At 71.9% G+C, this 15,290-nt stretch carries 16 protein-coding genes; 10 read left to right on the plus strand and 6 right to left on the minus strand.

Going from position 1 to position 15,290, the window contains the following annotated elements; translation table 11 throughout:
- Positions 1-11 precede the first annotated feature (11 nt).
- Positions 12-206 (plus strand): hypothetical protein, encoded by a 195-nt coding sequence (locus tag MKK64_RS07630; RefSeq protein WP_147728113.1) that lies wholly within the window; start codon positions 12-14, stop codon positions 204-206.
- A gap of 112 nt (positions 207-318) precedes the next feature.
- Here MKK64_RS07630 and MKK64_RS07635 read toward each other — a convergent pair whose 3' ends face one another.
- A complete protein-coding gene (locus MKK64_RS07635; RefSeq protein ID WP_147728114.1) occupies positions 319-576 on the minus strand; it encodes a hypothetical protein in 258 nt (85 codons plus the stop codon).
- A 291-nt stretch (positions 577-867) separates the two neighbouring features.
- Between MKK64_RS07635 and pstS the strand changes: the two genes are divergently transcribed.
- From pstS to phoB, 6 genes are all read left to right on the plus strand, one after another.
- The gene (gene pstS, locus MKK64_RS07640) at positions 868-1,908 is read left to right on the plus strand and encodes a phosphate ABC transporter substrate-binding protein PstS (protein ID WP_147728115.1); all 1,041 of its coding nucleotides are present in this window, start codon (positions 868-870) and stop codon (positions 1,906-1,908) included.
- A 191-nt stretch (positions 1,909-2,099) separates the two neighbouring features.
- A complete protein-coding gene (pstC, locus tag MKK64_RS07645; protein WP_243933175.1) occupies positions 2,100-3,080 on the plus strand; it encodes a phosphate ABC transporter permease subunit PstC in 981 nt (326 codons plus the stop codon).
- A gap of 10 nt (positions 3,081-3,090) precedes the next feature.
- The gene (gene pstA, locus MKK64_RS07650; RefSeq protein WP_243933181.1) at positions 3,091-3,981 is read left to right on the plus strand and encodes a phosphate ABC transporter permease PstA; all 891 of its coding nucleotides are present in this window, start codon (positions 3,091-3,093) and stop codon (positions 3,979-3,981) included.
- A 31-nt stretch (positions 3,982-4,012) separates the two neighbouring features.
- Positions 4,013-4,831, plus strand: coding sequence for a phosphate ABC transporter ATP-binding protein PstB (gene pstB, locus MKK64_RS07655; RefSeq protein WP_147728562.1), 819 nt, complete (start codon positions 4,013-4,015; stop codon positions 4,829-4,831).
- A 32-nt stretch (positions 4,832-4,863) separates the two neighbouring features.
- Positions 4,864-5,577, plus strand: a complete 714-nt coding sequence (gene phoU / locus MKK64_RS07660; protein ID WP_147728561.1) for a phosphate signaling complex protein PhoU — start codon at positions 4,864-4,866, stop codon at positions 5,575-5,577.
- 180 nt (positions 5,578-5,757) lie between these two features.
- Entirely contained in the window at positions 5,758-6,459 is a 702-nt protein-coding gene (phoB, locus tag MKK64_RS07665) for a phosphate regulon transcriptional regulator PhoB (RefSeq protein WP_147728560.1), read from the plus strand.
- A 208-nt stretch (positions 6,460-6,667) separates the two neighbouring features.
- On the opposite strand, the gene MKK64_RS07670 is transcribed toward phoB, so the two are convergent.
- The 4 genes from MKK64_RS07670 to MKK64_RS07685 all read right to left on the minus strand — a co-directional run bounded on the left by MKK64_RS07670 (position 6,668) and on the right by MKK64_RS07685 (position 12,090).
- Positions 6,668-8,827 (minus strand): protein-disulfide reductase DsbD family protein, encoded by a 2,160-nt coding sequence (locus MKK64_RS07670; protein WP_243933183.1) that lies wholly within the window; start codon positions 8,825-8,827, stop codon positions 6,668-6,670.
- 215 nt (positions 8,828-9,042) lie between these two features.
- Positions 9,043-10,860 carry an aminopeptidase P family protein gene (locus MKK64_RS07675; RefSeq protein ID WP_243933185.1) on the minus strand — a complete coding sequence of 606 codons (1,818 nt, stop codon included), beginning with the start codon at positions 10,858-10,860 and terminating at the stop codon, positions 9,043-9,045.
- A gap of 63 nt (positions 10,861-10,923) precedes the next feature.
- Entirely contained in the window at positions 10,924-11,109 is a 186-nt protein-coding gene (locus MKK64_RS07680) for an Rmf/CrpP family protein (RefSeq protein ID WP_147729957.1), read from the minus strand.
- 30 nt (positions 11,110-11,139) lie between these two features.
- On the minus strand, positions 11,140-12,090 hold the full coding sequence (locus MKK64_RS07685; protein ID WP_243933187.1) for a 50S ribosomal protein L11 methyltransferase: 951 nt from the start codon (positions 12,088-12,090) through the stop codon (positions 11,140-11,142).
- 239 nt (positions 12,091-12,329) lie between these two features.
- Between MKK64_RS07685 and MKK64_RS07690 the strand changes: the two genes are divergently transcribed.
- A complete protein-coding gene (locus MKK64_RS07690; RefSeq protein WP_147729157.1) occupies positions 12,330-12,533 on the plus strand; it encodes a hypothetical protein in 204 nt (67 codons plus the stop codon).
- A gap of 87 nt (positions 12,534-12,620) precedes the next feature.
- Entirely contained in the window at positions 12,621-13,313 is a 693-nt protein-coding gene (modB, locus tag MKK64_RS07695) for a molybdate ABC transporter permease subunit (RefSeq protein WP_147729156.1), read from the plus strand.
- A 71-nt stretch (positions 13,314-13,384) separates the two neighbouring features.
- Here modB and MKK64_RS07700 read toward each other — a convergent pair whose 3' ends face one another.
- On the minus strand, positions 13,385-14,041 hold the full coding sequence (locus MKK64_RS07700; protein ID WP_243933189.1) for a glutathione S-transferase family protein: 657 nt from the start codon (positions 14,039-14,041) through the stop codon (positions 13,385-13,387).
- Positions 14,042-14,103: 62 nt separating this feature from the next.
- Between MKK64_RS07700 and modC the strand changes: the two genes are divergently transcribed.
- Positions 14,104-15,204, plus strand: coding sequence for a molybdenum ABC transporter ATP-binding protein (modC, locus tag MKK64_RS07705; protein WP_243933191.1), 1,101 nt, complete (start codon positions 14,104-14,106; stop codon positions 15,202-15,204).
- Positions 15,205-15,290: the final 86 nt, after the last annotated feature.

Genomic DNA, 15,290 nt, shown 5'->3' on the forward strand with positions numbered 1-15,290 from the left:
CGGGGGGGACCATGCATCAGGCCGCAGCCAAGTTCGAAGTCCTCGCGTCGCATCGCAACGGCGCCAGCGTCGACACCCATCATCTCGGCCAGACCCTGCGCACCGTCTACGAAGGCAGCGTCGACAAGCAGCCGATCCCCGATTCCCAGGTCGACCTCCTGCTGCGCATGCGCCAGAAGGAGCGCGACCGCCGCCGCAGCGCCTGAGGCTGGGAGGCGGCCCGCACGCGGCTCGCCGCGGGGGACGACCCGTCGATCGTGGGGCGAAGTGGCGAGGTTCGCCCGATCGCCGCGAGACGCGAGACCCAGCCTAGACAGGCTACCAGCGGCGGGCGCCCGGGCGACGCTGGTATTCGGCCGCGCGGATGCGCGTCAGCACCCGGTCGAGGCTCATCAGCATCGACGCCTCGTCGGCGCGGGCCCGCTCGGCCTCGCCCGGCTCCGTGCTGAAGTTCTGCCGTGCCTTCGCCAGCGCCAGGTCGCGCTCCAGGGCCTCGCGCTCGGCGTGGAGCGCCTGGTAGGCGTGGTCGTCGGGGAGCGGCGCACGCGTCGGCGCCGCAGGCGAATCGTGGGACACGGGATCGACCTTCCGATCCGGCGAGCCGCGGCGGGATGCTCGCGACAGGGCCAGGATCGCAATGGGAACGCGCCAACACCGTAAAGCGTGCCATCGCCACAGCATTCGCCGGCCGCGTTCGCGCTCGCCTCAAGCCCTGGTTGCGCCGTGTCATGCGGCTGTCATCTGCGTGCCCTAACGGCGGCGGTGTCGAGCGATGCGGCCGCGGCCGCCGGGTCGCCGGGTGGCCCGCGCCAATGCGAACGCGCGGATCGCGCTGCCCGGCACGCTCGACGGATGACGGAGATCGATGTGAAACCCTTCACCTACGCGCTCGCCCTAGGCCTCGCGACGGCGCAGCTCGCCTTTCCGGCGCTCGCCGCCGACATCACCGGCGCCGGTGCGACCTTCCCGTTCCCGGTCTATTCCAAGTGGGCGGAAGCCTACCGCAAGGACAGCGGCACCGGCCTGAACTACCAGTCGATCGGCTCTGGCGGCGGCATCAAGCAGATCCAGGCCAAGACGGTCGATTTCGGCGCCACCGACGCGCCGCTGAAGGGCCCCGCCCTGGAGAAGGACGGCCTCGTCCAGTTCCCGACCGTGATGGGCGGCGTCGTCGCCGTCGTGAACATCCCCGGCGTCGAGCCGGGCAAGCTCAAGCTCACCGGCGACGTGATCGCCGACATCTACGCCAACAAGATCACCAAGTGGTCGGACCCGAAGATCGCCGCGCTCAACGAGGGGCTGAAGCTCCCCGACGCGAACATCACCCCGGTCTACCGCTCGGACGCCTCGGGCACGACGAACATCTTCACCACCTATCTCAGCCAGGTCTCCGAGGGCTGGAAGAAGGAGTTCGGGGCCGCCACCACCGTGAGCTGGCCCGCCGGCCAGGGCGGAAAGGGCAACGAGGGCGTTACCGCCACCGTCAAGCAGGTCCCGAACGCCATCGGCTACGTCGAGTCGGCCTACGCCAAGCAGAACAAGCTCAGCTATGCGCTGATCCGCAACAAGGCCGGCAAGTTCCCGCAGCCGGACGACAAGGCGTTCCAGGCGGCCGCCGCCAGCGCCGACTGGAAGAGCGCGCCCGGCTTCGGCATCACGCTCACCGACCAGGCCGGCGACGACGCCTGGCCGATCACGGCGGCGACCTTCATCCTCGTCCACAAGGAGGCCGCCGATCCGGCCAAGTCCGCCGACGTGCTGAAGTTCTTCGACTGGGCCTACAAGAACGGCGACAAGCTCGCCTCCGACCTCGACTACGTGCCGCTGCCGGACGCCGTCGTCGGCCTGATCCACGAGGAGTGGAAGCAGGTAAAGGGCAAGGACGGAAAGCCCGTCCTCGGCATGTGAGGCCGAACCCGCGGGGCCGCACGCGGCCCCGCGGCCGATCGCGACGAGCGGACGGCCCGCGCGAAGCGCGAGGGCTGCCCGTTCCCCGAGCGGGCGCAGCGTCCTCGCCGGATCTCGCCCGCGCGTCCGGCCCCGCCCTCGCGCCCGGCCGTTCGGCGCGCTACCACGCCAGCCGGTGAAAAGAACCGCGGATGACCGCCTTGACTGAACAGATCGCCGTGACGCGCGCCGCCTCGGGCGCGCGCCTGCGCAAGGGGCCGAGCAAGGGCCTCGACGCCCTGTTCCGCGCCGCCGCCTACGGTTCGGCCCTGCTGGTGCTGCTGGTGCTCGCCGGCATCCTCGGCTCAATCCTCTACGGCGGCTGGCCCGCCTTCCGCGAGTTCGGCTTCGGCTTCCTCACCTCGAGCGCCTGGAACATCGGCACCGAGCAGTACGGCGCCCTGGTCGCCGTCACCGGAACGCTCGCCTCCGCGGTGCTCGCCCTGGTGATCGGCGTGCCGATCTCGCTCGGCATCGCGATCTACCTGACGCAGCTCTGCCCCGGCTGGGCGCGCAAGCCCGTCGGCATGACGATCGAGCTGCTCGCCGCCGTGCCCAGCATCATCTACGGCATGTGGGGCCTGTTCATCTTCGCGCCGCTCTTCGCCCGATTCGTGCAGATGCCGGTGTCGAACCTGGTCGAGGGCATGCCGATCGTCGGCACGCTGCTCTACGCCCGCGTGCCCTCGGGCGTCGGCGTGCTCACCGCCGGCATCATCCTGGCGATCATGATCGTGCCGTTCGTGGCCTCAATCGCCCGCGACATGCTCGACCAGATCCCGACGATCCTGCGCGAGAGCGCCTACGGCATCGGCTGCACCACCTGGGAGGTGGTCCGCCACGTGCTGCTGCCGCAGGCCTCGGTCTCGATCATCGGCGCGATCATGCTCGGCCTCGGGCGCGCCCTCGGCGAGACCATGGCGGTGACCTTCGTGGTCGGCAACGCCAACCGCCTCTCGGCCTCGGTGTTCGATCCCGGCTCGACCATCGCCTCGCGCATCGCCAACGAGTTCAACGAGGCCGACGGCCTGCAGCTGAACTCGCTGATGGCGCTCGGCTGCATCCTGTTCGCGATCACCTTCGTCGTCCTGATCATCGCCCGCTTCCTGACGCGCCGCGTCAAGGTCGCCTGAGGGACCCGCCATGGACGCTCCCAACACGATCCGTCCGGCGCCGGCCTTGAAGCCGGCCCGCATCCGCGGCAGCCGCCGGGTCGCCGACCGCGCGCTGCGGATCGCCTGCCTGGCGGCCACCGTGCTCGGCGCCTTCGTCCTCGGCTCGATCCTGCTGATGCTCATCGTCGAGGGGGCGCGCGGATTCTCGCCGCTGCTGTTCACCCAGCCGACCCCCGGCCCCGGCTCGGAAGGCGGTGGCATCGCCAACGCCATCCTCGGCAGCCTCGTGCTCACCGGCATCGGCATCCTCATCGCCACGCCGATCGGGCTGATGGCCGGCACCTACCTCGCCGAGTACGGCCGCGGCTCGAAGCTCGCCGAGGTGATCCGCTTCCTCAACGACATCCTGCTTTCGGCTCCCTCGATCCTGATCGGCCTGTTCGTCTACACCCTGATGGTGCGGCCGATGGGGACCTATTCCGGCTGGGCCGGCGGCGTCGCGCTGGCGATCATCGCGACCCCTGTGATCGTGCGCACCACCGAGGACATGCTGCGCCTCGTCCCCGGCACGCTGCGCGAGGCCGGCGTGGCGCTCGGCGCCCCGATGTCGACGGTGATCCGCAGCGTAACCTGGCGGGCGGCCTCGGCCGGCATCGTCACCGGCATCATCCTCGCGCTGGCGCGCATCGCCGGCGAGACCGCGCCGCTCCTGTTCACGGCGCTCAACAACAACTCGTGGTTCAGCCCGGACTTGATGGGCGGCGTCGCGAACTTGCCGGTGATGATCTACCAGTTCGCCCTCTCGCCCTACCCGAACTGGCAGCAGCTCGCCTGGGCCGGCGCGCTCCTGATCACCATGACGATCCTGCTGCTCTCGGTCGTCGCCCGCTTCGTCATCAAGCCGCAGCGCGCCCGCTGATCCGCCGCCGGCATCCACGAGGAACACGACGATGAACGCCGCTCCCGCGATCAACGCCACCCGGTTCGACGGCCGCAACCCGGCCGACGAGCACGCGCCGATCCGCATCAGCGCCCAGGCCCTGAACTTCTACTACGGCCAGTTCCACAGCCTGAAGAACATCAACCTCGACTTCCACGACCGGCAGGTGACCGCGCTGATCGGCCCCTCGGGCTGCGGGAAGTCGACCCTGCTGCGCACCTTCAACCGGATCTACAGCCTGTACCCGGAGCAGCGCGCCGAGGGGCAGGTGCTGCTCGACGGCCAGAACATCCTTGATTCCGGCGTGGACCTGAACGAGCTGCGCTCGCGCATCGGCATGGTGTTCCAGAAGCCGACGCCGTTCCCGATGTCGATCTACGACAACGTCGCCTTCGGCCTGCGGCTCTACGAGAAGCTGCCGAAGTCCGAGCTCGACGGCCGCGTCGAATCGGCCCTGCGCAAGTCCGCGCTGTGGGACGAGGTGAAGGACAAGCTCAAGCAGTCCGGCATGGGCCTCTCCGGCGGCCAGCAGCAGCGCCTGTGCATCGCCCGCACGGTGGCCCAGAGCCCGGAGGTGATCCTGTTCGACGAGCCGACCTCGGCCCTCGACCCGATCTCGACCGGCCGCATCGAGGAGCTGATCGAGCAGCTGCGCAGCGAGTTCACGATCGTCATCGTGACGCACAACATGCAGCAGGCGGCCCGCATCTCGCAGTTCACCGCCTTCATGTATCTCGGCGAGGTCATCGAGGTCGGCCCGACCAACCGCATCTTCATGAACCCGACGGTGCGCCAGACCCAGGACTACATCACCGGCCGCTTCGGCTGAGCCGCACCCGGATCGTTCGAGGACCCACGCCCATGCCCGGCCACATCGTCACGTCCTACGACACCGACCTCGAAGACCTGCGCCGCTCGATCTCCGAGATGGGCGGCGTCGCCGAGAAGATGATGACCGAGGCGACCGACGCGCTCGTCCGCCGCGACACCCAGCTCGCCCAGGCGGTGATCGTCGCCGACAAGCGCCTCGACACGCTGCAGCGCGAGATCGAGGAGCGCGCGGTGCTGCTCATCGCCCGGCGCCAGCCGATGGCGATCGACCTGCGCGAGACGATCTCGGCGATCCGCGTCTCGGGCGACCTCGAGCGCATCGGCGACCTCGCCAAGAACATCGCCAAGCGCGTCGTCGCGATCAGCGACCAGGCCCAGGCCCAGAAGATCGTGCTCGGCGTGCAGCACATGAGCGACCTCGTCCAGGAGCAGCTCAAGGACGTGCTCGACGCCTATGCCAGCCGCGACGTCAACGCGGCCCACAACGTGTGGGAGCGGGACGGCGAGATCGACGCGCTGTACAACTCGCTGTTCCGCGAGCTGCTGACCTACATGATGGAAGACCCGCGCAACATCTCGTTCTGCACGCATCTTCTGTTCTGCGCCAAGAACGTCGAGCGCATCGGCGACCACACCACCAACATCGCCGAGACGATCCACTACCTGTCCACCGGCGAGAACCTCGCGGGCGACCGCCCGAAGAACGACGCCTCGAACTACGCGACGGTGGCACCGGGCGCCTGAGGGCTGCCGTCTCCTCCCCTCCTCCTCTGCGCGGGGAGGGTGGGCCTCGCGTGAGCGGGGGTCGGGAGAGGGGAGCGACCGCTCCGGATACGGCGCTCCCCTCTCCCGACCCGCTTCAGGGGGAGGGAGGTCCGTGGCGATGGATGAGAAAGTCGGGCGGTCCGCCCGGGAGTGCCCTGCATGCGTACGCGGATCCTGATCGTCGAGGACGAGGAGGCGCTGACCACCCTCCTGCGCTACAACCTCGAAGCCGAGGGCTTCGAGGTCGATTCCGCCGCCCGCGGCGACGAGGCCGAGCTGCGCCTGCAGGAGCAGGTGCCCGACCTGATCCTGCTGGACTGGATGCTGCCGGGGCTCTCGGGAATCGAGCTGTGCCGCCGGGTGCGGGCGCGGCGCGAGACGGTGTCCCTGCCGGTCATCATGCTTACCGCCCGCGGCGAGGAGGGCGACCGCATCCGCGGCCTCGGGACGGGGGCCGACGACTACATCGTCAAGCCGTTCTCCGTGCCGGAACTGCTGGCGCGCGTCCGCGCGCTGCTGCGGCGCGCCAAGCCCAGCCACGTCGCGAACCTGCTGGAAGCCGGCGACATCGAGCTCGACCGCGACAGCCATCGCCTGCGCCGGGCCGGCGGCGAGATCCACCTCGGGCCGACCGAGTTCAAGCTGCTCGAGTTCCTGATGCAGAGCCCCGGCCGGGTCTATTCCCGCGAGCAGCTCCTCGACGGCGTATGGGGCCACGACGTCTACATCGACGAGCGCACCGTCGACGTGCATGTCGGCCGCCTGCGCAAGGCCCTGAACCGCGCCGGCGAGACCGACCCGATCCGCACCGTCCGCGGCTCGGGGTACGCCTTCGACGAGACGTTCTCGGGCGAGGATTGAGTTCGGCTTTCGGTGGACGGCTCAAGCGATCGCAACGATCCGCGACCTGCCGTGGGTCCCTTCTTTCATGGGGAGAAGGACAGGATGAGGGGCGTGAGTCATCCGGGTCGGTCACGCCCCTCACCCCAACCCTTTCCCCATGGGAGAGGGAGCCGTCGCGCACACTGAAGTGATTTCAGTCCTACGAAAATTATATTTTTACCAAGCTTCAGGGGACCTTCGTCCCCCCGCCGTCGAGCTTCGCGCTGCGGCCCGTCGCCTTCACGGCGTCCAGCGCGCTCAGCATCGTCCCCTCGGTGAGGATCTGCGGCAGCACCGTCGGCTCTCCGGCACCCGCGTAGAGCAGGTAGAGTGGCACGCCGCTCCGGCCGTGGCGCTCGAGCAGGCGGGTGATCTCCGGGTTCTGGTTGGTCCAGTCGCCCTTGAGATACGTGACGTCGCGCGCGCGCATCGCCGCGCCGACCGCCGCCGTCCCGAGCGAGGTGCGCTCGTTGACCTGGCAGGTGATGCACCACGCCGCCGTCATGTCGACGAAGACCGGCCGGCCGCTCGCCAGCAGCGCGTCGAGGCGGGCCTGCGTGAACGGCTCGATCCCCTCGGCCCGGGCCTGAGCCCCCGGTGCGACGCGGTCGTGATCGAGGGTGAGGGCGAGCCCCGCCACGCCGGCGACGGCGAGCACCGCGAGGCCGCGGGCGAGCTGCGCCCGGACCAGCCGCGCGTCGCGGCCGAGCTCCCACGCCCAGGCGGCGAAGCCCATCAGCACCAGCCCGATCAGCGCCGCGAGCAGGCCCTGCGGCCCGACCTGCTGCGCCAGCACCCAGACCAGCCAGGCGACCGTGGCGTAGATCGGGAAGGCGAGGGCCTGCTTCAGCACGTCCATCCACGCGCCGGGTCGGGGCAGCGCGCGCAGCGCCGGCGGCCACAGGGTGAGCGCCAGGAAGGGCAGGGCGAGGCCGAGGCCGAGGCTCGCGAACACGACGAGGCCGGCAGCGGTCGACTGCGTCAGCGCGAAGCCCACGGCCGAGCCCATGAACGGGGCGGTGCACGGCGTCGCCACGACCGTCGCGAGCACGCCGGTGAAGAACGAGCCCTGGAGCCCGGCCCGCCGGGTCAGCCCGTCGCCGAGCCCGGACAGCCGCCCGCCGAGGTGAAGCATGCCCGACAGGCTCAGGCCCATGGCGAAGAGCAGGTAGGCCAGCGCCGCCACCACGGTCGGCGATTGCAGCTGGAAGCCCCAGCCGATCCCGGCGCCGCCCGCCTTCAGGGCGATCAGCAGCGCGGCCAGCGCCAGGAAGGCCGCCAGCACCCCCGCGGTGTAGGCGAGCCCGTGCAGCCGGACCCGCGCCGGCGCCTCGCCGGAATGCCTCACCAGGCTCAGCACCTTGATCGACAGCACCGGGAAGACGCAGGGCATCAGGTTGAGGATCAGGCCGCCGAGCAGCGCGAGGCCGGCCGCGGTCCACAGGGTCAGCGCCTCGGCCGGGTCGGTGCGCGCCACCGCCGGCGCCGCGATCGGCATCGCGCTGCCGCCGGCGAGCGGCGCCTCCTCGCCGAGCGCGAAGGCCTGCCGAACGAGGCCCCCGCCGGTGTCCTCGTCGATCGCCAGCACGCCGGGCAGCGATTCGGGCGCGGGGTCGGCGGGCGTCGCGCGGGTCAGCGTCAGGTGGAGGCCCGAAGCGTCAACGGTGAAGGGCTGCGGCGCGGCGTTGTCGATCGCCGTCTCGGAATAGGGGAAGAACGCCACCGCGCGGACCGTGTCCGCGGCGAGGCCCGGAGCCTCGAGGTCGAGGGCGAGCCGGTCGCCCTGGCTCGACAGCCGCACCGGCCACGGCGCGCGCTTGGGCAGGGCGGCGCGGGCGCGGGCGAACAGGTCGACGTTGCCGGGATCGGCCGTGGCCTCGCGCGCGACCGGCAGCGTCAGGGCGAGATCGGCCGAGCCGGGAATGCACTCCGTCTCGCACACGAGATAGGTGAGCTTGCCCGCCAGCGTCACCGGCGCGGCCGGGTCGAGGCTCGGCGGCGGCGTGACCCGCACGAGCAGGATCGCCTCCCCCTCGTAGCCGAAGTTCATCAGCGTCGCGATCGGGATGCGGTGCGGCGCCGGCCACTGGATCGCCGAGGCCGAGAAGCCCGCCGGCAGCGTCCAGGTCACCTCCGGCGGCAGGCCGGAATCGCCGGGATTGCGCCAGTAGACGTGCCAGCCCGGCTTCATCGCCATGCGGATGGCGACGGTGAACGGCGTGGCCCCCGCCACCGCCGCGGGCTCCGCCGCGAGGCTCGCCCGCACGAGGTCGGCCGGCGGCTTGAAGCCCTGGGCCGCGACCGGCCACGCGAGCAGGGACAGGAGGAGGGCGGCTGCGCGGATCATGCGGTCCTTATCGCGCGACCGACGACGACGGTTTCACGCCGCCATCCTCATAGGCCCGAACCGGCGGAGGGTAAAATCGTCGGCGTGCGACAGGTTGGAACGGAGGCGCCGCCGGATCGCGCATTCGAAGCGCGAAGCGGCTCCCCCACGCGGGAGAGGGGACCCGCGTCAGGCTGGATGTTCCCGCGGATGCGCGGTTCGATCGTTCGAACTCTTTAGGACCCGCTGCTCAACGCCGCCGTCGCCCGCTCCAGCCAGGCCCGCGTCTCCGGGTCGAGGTCTGCGGACAACACGTCGCGGACGCGGGCGTGATAGGCGTCGACCCAGGCGCGCGCGTCCGGGCTCAGCATCTCCGGCACGATCAGGCGGCGATCGTAGGGGACGAGCGTCAGGGTCTCGAAGCCGAGCACCGGGCGCTCGCCGCCGGGCACCGTGCGGGGCTCGACGAGGACGAGGTTCTCGATGCGGATGCCGTAGGCGCCCGCCCGGTAATAGCCCGGCTCGTTGGAGAGGATCATGCCCGGCTCGAGCGCCACCGTCCCGGTCTTGGCGATGCGCTGCGGGCCTTCGTGCACCGACAGGAAGGCGCCGACGCCGTGGCCGGTGCCGTGGTCGAAGTCGAGGCCGGCCTCCCAGAGCGGCAGGCGCGCCAGGGTGTCGATCTGCGCGCCGGTGGTGCCCTTGGGGAAGACCGCGCGGCCGATGGCGACGTGGCCGCGCAGCACGCGGGTGTAACGATCGCGCATCTCCGCGCTCGGCGCGCCCACCGCCACCGTGCGGGTGATGTCGGTGGTGCCGTCCAGGTACTGGGCACCCGAATCGATCAGGAACAGCTCGCCCGGCGCCACCCTCCGGTCGGTGGCGCGCGTCACCCGATAATGCACGATCGCCCCGTTCGGCCCGGAGCCGGAGATCGTGGGGAACGAGACGTCGCGCAGATCCCCGCCGGCCGCGCGAAAATCCTCCAGCGCCTCCACCGCGGCGATCTCGCTCGGCGCGTCCTGCCCGTCGAGCCAGGCGAGGAAGCGCACCACGCTCGCCCCGTCGCGCCGGTGCGCGGCGCGGGCGCCGGCGATCTCGGCCTGGTTCTTCACCGCCTTCATCGCGGTGATCGGGTCCGGGCCGACGTCGGCGGTGCCGCCCACCGCCGCGACGCGCTCCTTCAGCGCGACCGCGCCCGTCGCCGCATCGAGGCGCACGCGCTTGCCCGCGAGCTCGCCGAGCGCCGGCTCGAACGCGTCGCGCCCGTCGATGTCGGCGATCGGTCCGAGCGCGTCGCGCGCCTCCGCCGTCACGTCGCCGGAGGCGAGGAAGAGCCGCGGCCGGCCCTCGCGCGGCAGGACGGCGTAGCCGAGCGCGAGCGGCGTGTGGCCGACGTCGGCCCCGCGCAGGTTGAACGCCCAGGCGAGGTTGTGCGGATCGGAGATCACCAGCGCATCGCACTGGCCGGTCTCGAGCTCGGCGCGGATGCGCGCGATCTTCTCGCTCGCGGCCTCTCCGGCGAAATCCAGCGGATGGGCGGCGACGCGTCCGGCCGGAGGCTTCGGTCGCCCGGCCCAGACCGCGTCCACCGGGTTCTCGGAGAGCGCCTTCACCTCCGCGCCGGCCTTGGCGGCCGCGCGTTCCAGGCGGGCGACGCCATCGGGCGTGTGCAGCCAGGGATCGTAGCCGAGCACCGCGCCGCGCCGCAGCGTCCGGGCGATCCAGGCCTCGGCGGTGCTCTCGGCGAGCGGCACGATCGCGACCACGCCGGGATCGACCTGTTCCGGCGCCTGCAGGGTGTAGCGTCCGTCGACGAACAGCGCCGCGGCATCCGCCAGGATCACGGCGGTGCCGGCCGAGCCGGTGAACCCGGTCAGCCAGGCGAGACGCTCGGCATTGGCCGGGACGTATTCGGACTGGTGCTCGTCGGCCCGCGGCACGACGAAGCCGTCGACGCCGGCTTCCCGAAGGGCGGCACGAAGGGCGGCGACGCGCTCTGCCGCCTTGCGGTGGCTCGAATCGTCGAAGGTCTGGAAGCGGGTGCGGCTCATCCGGCCAAGGTATCGCCGGCGCGGGTCGGCGGGCAACCGACCTCAGCGGGTATCGATGCGATCTCAGCCGCCATCCATCGGCGGGTCGGGAGCGCGATCGCCGGGTGTGCCGTCGTAGCCTTCGAGCCAGGCTCTGCGCGCATCGGACCCGACCGGGTAGGGACATGCATCCTTCGGGCGGCCGTGGCTGCGGGCGCGGGCGCCTTCGGTGATCGGATCGGCGGGCGGTTTCGCGGGCGTGTCGGTCATGCCGGGAAAATGCGGGCGCCCGCGTTCGGTTCAGCGATGCGGAAAACCGCCGCGCGCGCCACGGGCGAGCGGCCGCGGCGCCGCCCCGCCGCGGCGGAGCACCAGGGCGACCCAGCCCTCGATCGTGCCCTTCGAAGCGAGATGGAAACCGCGGTGGCGGTAGGCCGAGAGCACGCCGGCGACGTCGCGCTCGATCAGGCCCGAGAGCACCAGCACGCCGCCCTCGGCCACCACGGCCGACAGCGTCGGCGCGAGCCGCCGCAGCGGGCGCGCGAGGATGTTGGCGAAGACCACGTCGAAGTGGCGCGGCCGCGCGGCCAGGGCGTTGCGCACGCCGGGCGCCTCGTAGAGCTTGAGGTACGGCCCGAGGCCGTTGGCATGGGCGTTGGCGCGGGCGGTCCTGACCGCCTCGCCGTCGAGGTCGCCGGCGATCACCGGCCGGCGCAGAGCCTTGGCGGCGGCGAAGGCGAGGATGCCGGTGCCGGTGCCGACGTCGAGCACCCGGCCGGGGCGCCCGCGCTTCAGCACGTCGACCAGCGCCTTGAGGCAGCCGAGCGTGGTGCCGTGATGGCCGGTGCCGAAGGCGAGCGCCGCCTCGATCTCGATGGCGAGCTCGTTCGGCCGCACGGTGGCGCGGTCGTGCGAGCCGTGGATGCGGAAGCGGCCGGCCCGCACGGGCACGAGGCCTTCGAGCGAGGCGCGGACCCAGTCCTTCTGGTCGATGGTGCGGAACTCCGCCGCGTCCGCCTGCGCGCCGACCACGGGGCGGATCAGGTCGCGGATGAAATCCTCGTCCGGCGCGTCGGCGAAGTAGGCTTCCAGCCGCCACGTCACCCCGTCCTCCGCCTCGAAGGCGGCGACCGCCGTCTCGGTCGGGTCGAACATCTCGCCGAGCAGGTCGGTCATCGTGCGCGCCGACCGCTCGTCGGTCATCAGCTGCAGGACGTGGGTCGGGCGGTTCGGGTGCAGGCCTTCGAGCATGGCCGGCCTTACCACCCTCGGCCGCGTTCCGCGACGTGTGGCGCAGTCCGCGGCGGAAATGTTGTGGCCCGTCCGGTCCCGCGATGGCCAAGGTCGGCAACCGCGGCAAAATCGCCTGGCAATGCGGCAGATTGTTTACCCGTTCATCATATGGACCCCCGGAACCGGGGTTACCGTGCAGCGTTTTCGGTCACTTCTCCGCGTCGTCCGAGTCGTTCGACCATCGAGGGTGCGTCCGCGTGACCAATTCGAGACCATCCGTTCGTCGGCCGGTCGTCCTTAACGGCGTCTCGCGCCGCCGTCGCCAACCGGTCCGCGCCCGCGACACGTTGCTCGGGGCCGAAGCCCTCGACACGCCCCTGCCGGGCCAGCTCCTCGTGCTGCTGAGCCGACTGCACCGCGCCGAGGACGCGAAGCCCCGCGGAGACGAGTTCGACGCCTGAGCGGCTTGCGCGCGGCATCGTCCGCGTCCAAGCCTGCGGCGTGAGGGGACGCGACGATCCGCGGCGCCCGGACGGGACGCGCCATCCTTGCTCGACCTGACGCCCGACGAGTGGACCGCGGTGGCACTGAGCCTGAAGGTGGCCGCCGTCGCGACGCTTGCGAGCCTCGGGCCCGGCCTGCTGGTGGCCTGGCTGCTCGCCAAGCGCACGTTTCCGGGTCGCGCCGTCCTCGACGGCCTCGTGCACCTGCCGCTGATCCTGCCGCCGGTCGTGACCGGCTACCTGCTGCTCCTGACCCTCGGGCGACGCGGCCTCGTCGGCGCGTGGCTCGCCGAGGCGGGCATCGTGTTCGCCTTCCGTTGGACCGGGGCGGCGCTCGCCTGCGCGGTGATGGGCTTCCCGCTGATGGTGCGGGCGATGCGCCTGTCGATCGAGGCGGTGGACGCCCGGCTCGAGCAGGCGGCCGCGACGCTGGGCGCCCGGCCGATCGCGGTGTTCCTCACGGTGACGCTGCCGTTGAGCCTGCCCGGCATCCTCGCCGGCGCGGTGCTCGCCTTCGCCAAGGCGATGGGCGAGTTCGGCGCCACCATCACCTTCGTCTCGAACATTCCCGGCGAGACCCAGACGCTGCCTTCGGCGATCTACACCTTGACGCAGGTGCCGGGCGGCGAGGCCGGCGCCTTGCGCCTGACGCTGATCTCGGTCGCCCTGTCGATGACCGCGCTGCTGCTCTCGGAGGTGCTGGCCCGCCGCATCGGCCGGAAGCTGGGGGCGGGGTGATGGAATCCCCGCCGCATCCCAGGAGCATCCTCCCCCTCAAAGGGGGGAGGGGAAAGCCCCACAGCCGCACCTCACGCGTAGGCGTACGGCCCGCCGCGCTCGAGCGCCCGCTTGTAGGCCGGGCGGGCATGGATGCGAGCGAGCCAGCCGGTCAGCTCGGCGCCGGCTCCGGTGCCGCGCGCGGCGAAGGCTTCGAGGGGAAAGCTCATCTGGATGTCGGCGGCGGTGAAGTCCGCGCCGCAGAACCACGGCCGGGCGGACAGCTCCTCCTCCCAATAGGCGGCGTGGCGGCGCAGCTCCGGGTCGACGAACTTGGCCGTCACCGCCTTGGCGATCCCCCTCGCGAGGGGGCGCAGCAGGGCGGGACTGCCCGGCGCCAGCCGGGAGAACACCAGCTTCAGCAGCAGCGGCGGCATCGCCGAGCCTTCGGCGTAATGGAGCCAATAGATGTAGCGGCGATGCGCTTCCGTGCCCGGCGCAGGCACCAGCGCGCCGCCGCAGCGGGCGGTGAGGTATTCGACGATGGCACCGGACTCGGCCACCACGATGTCGCCGTCGGTGATCACCGGCGACTTGCCGAGCGGGTGGATCGCCCGCAACGCCGGCGGCGCCAGCATCGTCTCGCGGTCCCGGGCGTAGCGCTTCACCGTGTAGTCCAGGCCGAGCTCCTCGAGCAGCCAGAGCACCCGCTGCGAGCGGCTGTTCTCCAGGTGGTGGACGGTGATCATGCGCGGCCTTCCGTGAGGGTATCGCTGCACAACGCCGGTCCGCGCCGATCGAGCCGCCCGGCATGACGCTCGACGTCGCCGTCGCCCTGCGCCGGGGCGCCTTCACGCTCGACGCCGCCTTCGCCGCCGGGGCCGGGCTCACCGCCCTGTTCGGGCGCTCGGGCTCGGGCAAGACCACGCTGATCGACCTGATCGCCGGGTTGAGCCGGCCCGATCGCGGCCGCATCGTCGTCGCCGGCGAGACGCTGGTCGACACCGACCGGCGCATCGCCCTGCCGGTGCACCGGCGCCGGATCGGGCTGGTGTTCCAGGATGCCCGCCTGTTTCCCCACCTCAGCGTGCGGAGCAACCTCGGCTACGGCCGCTTCTTCGCGGGCCGCCGGGCGGAACGGGCCGAGCACGACGCCGTGGTCGACATGCTCGGCATCGGCCACCTGCTCGACCGGCAGCCCGCGGGGCTCTCCGGCGGCGAGCGCCAGCGCGTCGCCATTGGCCGGGCGCTGCTGGCGAGACCCCGCCTGCTGCTGATGGACGAGCCGCTGGCGGCGCTGGACGAGGCGCGCAAGGGCGAGATCCTTCCCTATATCGAGCGCCTGCGCGACGAGGCCGGGATCCCGATCGTCTACGTCAGCCACGCGGTCGGCGAGGTCGCGCGGCTCGCCAACACCGTGGTGGTGCTGGAGGCCGGCCGCGTCGCCGCCGCGGGCCCGGCGGAGGCGATCCTGCGCCGGGCCGACCTCGTCCCGGTCCACGAGGCCGAGGCCGGCGCGCTGCTCGACATGACGGTCGCCGGGCACGACCCGGCGGCCGGCCTGACCCGGCTCGAAGGTGCGGCCGGGCGGCTGCTCGTCCCGCTCCTGCCGCGCGCGATCGGCAGCGTCGTGCGGGTGCGCGTGCCGGCCCGCGACGTGCTGATCGCGACCGCGGTGCCGTCGGGCCTCAGCGCGCGCAACATCCTCTCCGGCCGGGTCGCGGCGCTGATCCCGGCGGGCAACGCGGTGATGGTCGAGGTGGCGTGCGGCGGGGCGGTGCTCGCGGCCCGCCTGACCGGGGCCGCCGTGCGCGACCTCGACCTCGCGGTCGGCCGCCCCGTCCACGCGGTGATCAAGAGCGTCGCCCTCGATCCCGCCGGGATGGGCGGGCGCCGGGCGATCGAGATTTGAGGCATGGTCTGACTCGGCCCGCTGCAGCCGCAGCAGCCGATTGCTGCGCTCGGAAACGGGCGTTCATGGGCCGTGCGCTCCGAGTG

It is taken from the genome of Methylobacterium sp. E-025 (assembly GCF_022829705.1).
In the GTDB taxonomy this organism is placed as follows: Bacteria; Pseudomonadota; Alphaproteobacteria; order Rhizobiales; family Beijerinckiaceae; genus Methylobacterium.